Genomic DNA, 1,552 nt, shown 5'->3' with positions numbered 1-1,552 from the left:
ATGTTGGACTTGAGTGAGCCGAGGTGCAGGGGGTGGTCTGCGGGTCGGTTCTGGCCGTAGGTGGCGAGGATGGCCTGGGCTTCGATGGGGTCGCCGAGTTTGGTGCCGGTGCCGTGGGCCTCGACTGCGTCCACGTCGGAGGGTTCCAGTCGGGCACTGGCCAGGGCCTGCCGGATCACCTGCTCCTGCGAGGGGCCGTTCGGTGCCGCCAGGCCGTTGCTGGCGCCGTCCTGGTTGATCGCGCTGCCGCGGATGACGGCCAGGACCCGGTGGCCGTTGGCCTCCGCGTCCGACAGCCGCTCCAGGGCGATCATGCCCACGCCCTCGCCCCAGGCCGTGCCGTCGGCGTCGGCGGAGAAGGCCTTGCACCGGCCGTCCGCCGACAGGCCGCGCTGGCGGCTGAACTCCACGAACATGCCGGGCGACGCCATCACCGTTGCGCCGCCGGCCAGGGCGATGCGGCATTCACCCTGCCGCAGCGCCTGCGCGGCCAGGTGCAGGGCCACCAGCGAGGACGAGCACGCCGTGTCGATGGTCACCGCCGGGCCCTGAAGACCGAGCGTGTAGGCGATTCGTCCGGAAGCGACGCTCGCCGTGTTGCCCGTCAGGAGGTACCCCTCGTACCCCTCCGCGGGCTCGTGCAGGCGCGGGCCGTAGTCCTGCGACATGGCGCCGACGAACACGCCCGCCGTGGTCCCCCGGAGCGAGGTCGGGGCGATGCCCGCGCGCTCCAGCGCCTCCCAGGAGGTCTCCAGCAGCAGCCGCTGCTGCGGGTCCATGGCCGCGGCCTCGCGCGGGGATATGCCGAAGAAGGCGGGGTCGAACTCGTCGGCGTCGTGCAGGAAGCCGCCGTGCCGCGCATACGTCTTGCCGGGGCGGCCGGGCACCGGGTCGTACAGCTCGTCCACGTCCCAGCCGCGGTTGACGGGCAGTCCGGAGATGGCGTCACGCGCCTCGTCGACCAGCTGCCACAGGTCCTCCGGGGACGTGAGCCCGCCGGGGTAGCGGCAGGCCATGCCCACGATGGCGATCGGCTCGTCCGAGAGCCCGGGGGCGGTGACGTCCCGCTGTCCGGCCGGACTGCCGGTGAGCGATGCCCGCAGGTGCTCGGCGAGCGCGGTGGGGCTCGGGTGGTCGTAGACCAGCGTCGACGAGAGGTTCATCCCCGTCGCGGAGTTCAGCAGCTGTCGCAGCTCCACCGCTCCCAGGGAATCGAAGCCGAGTTCCTTGAACGTCTGCTTGGGGTCGATGGAGTTCGACGTCACGTGGCCGAGCACGGTGGCCACGTTCGTCCGAACCAGCTCCAGGAGGACACGCTCGCGCTCGGCCTGCGGAAGCCCGGCGATCCGTTGGGCGAGCGGACTCCCGGCAGCGGGCGCCACCTCGCTCTCGCTCTCGCTCTCGTCCGCGTTCCGGGTGGGCGGGGGAGCGACCTCGTGCGGTGTGGCAGGGAGGTCGGTGTCGAGCCAGTGGCGTTGGCGTTGGAAGGGGTAGGTGGGGAGGGGGGTGGTGGGGGTGGTGGCTGTGTAGTACTGGCGCCAGTTGATGGGGG

Annotated in this window: 1 protein-coding gene; it reads right to left on the bottom strand. The window is 72.0% G+C overall.

Going from position 1 to position 1,552, the window contains the following annotated elements; all coding sequences use genetic code 11:
• Nucleotides 1–1,552: beta-ketoacyl synthase N-terminal-like domain-containing protein (locus ACWDBB_RS36170; protein ID WP_449793648.1), on the bottom strand; the 1,552-nt coding region annotated here is incomplete at both ends.

The sequence above is a fragment of the Kitasatospora sp. NPDC001095 genome, from assembly GCF_053598615.1.
This window is presented reverse-complemented; position numbering and strand designations above follow the sequence as displayed.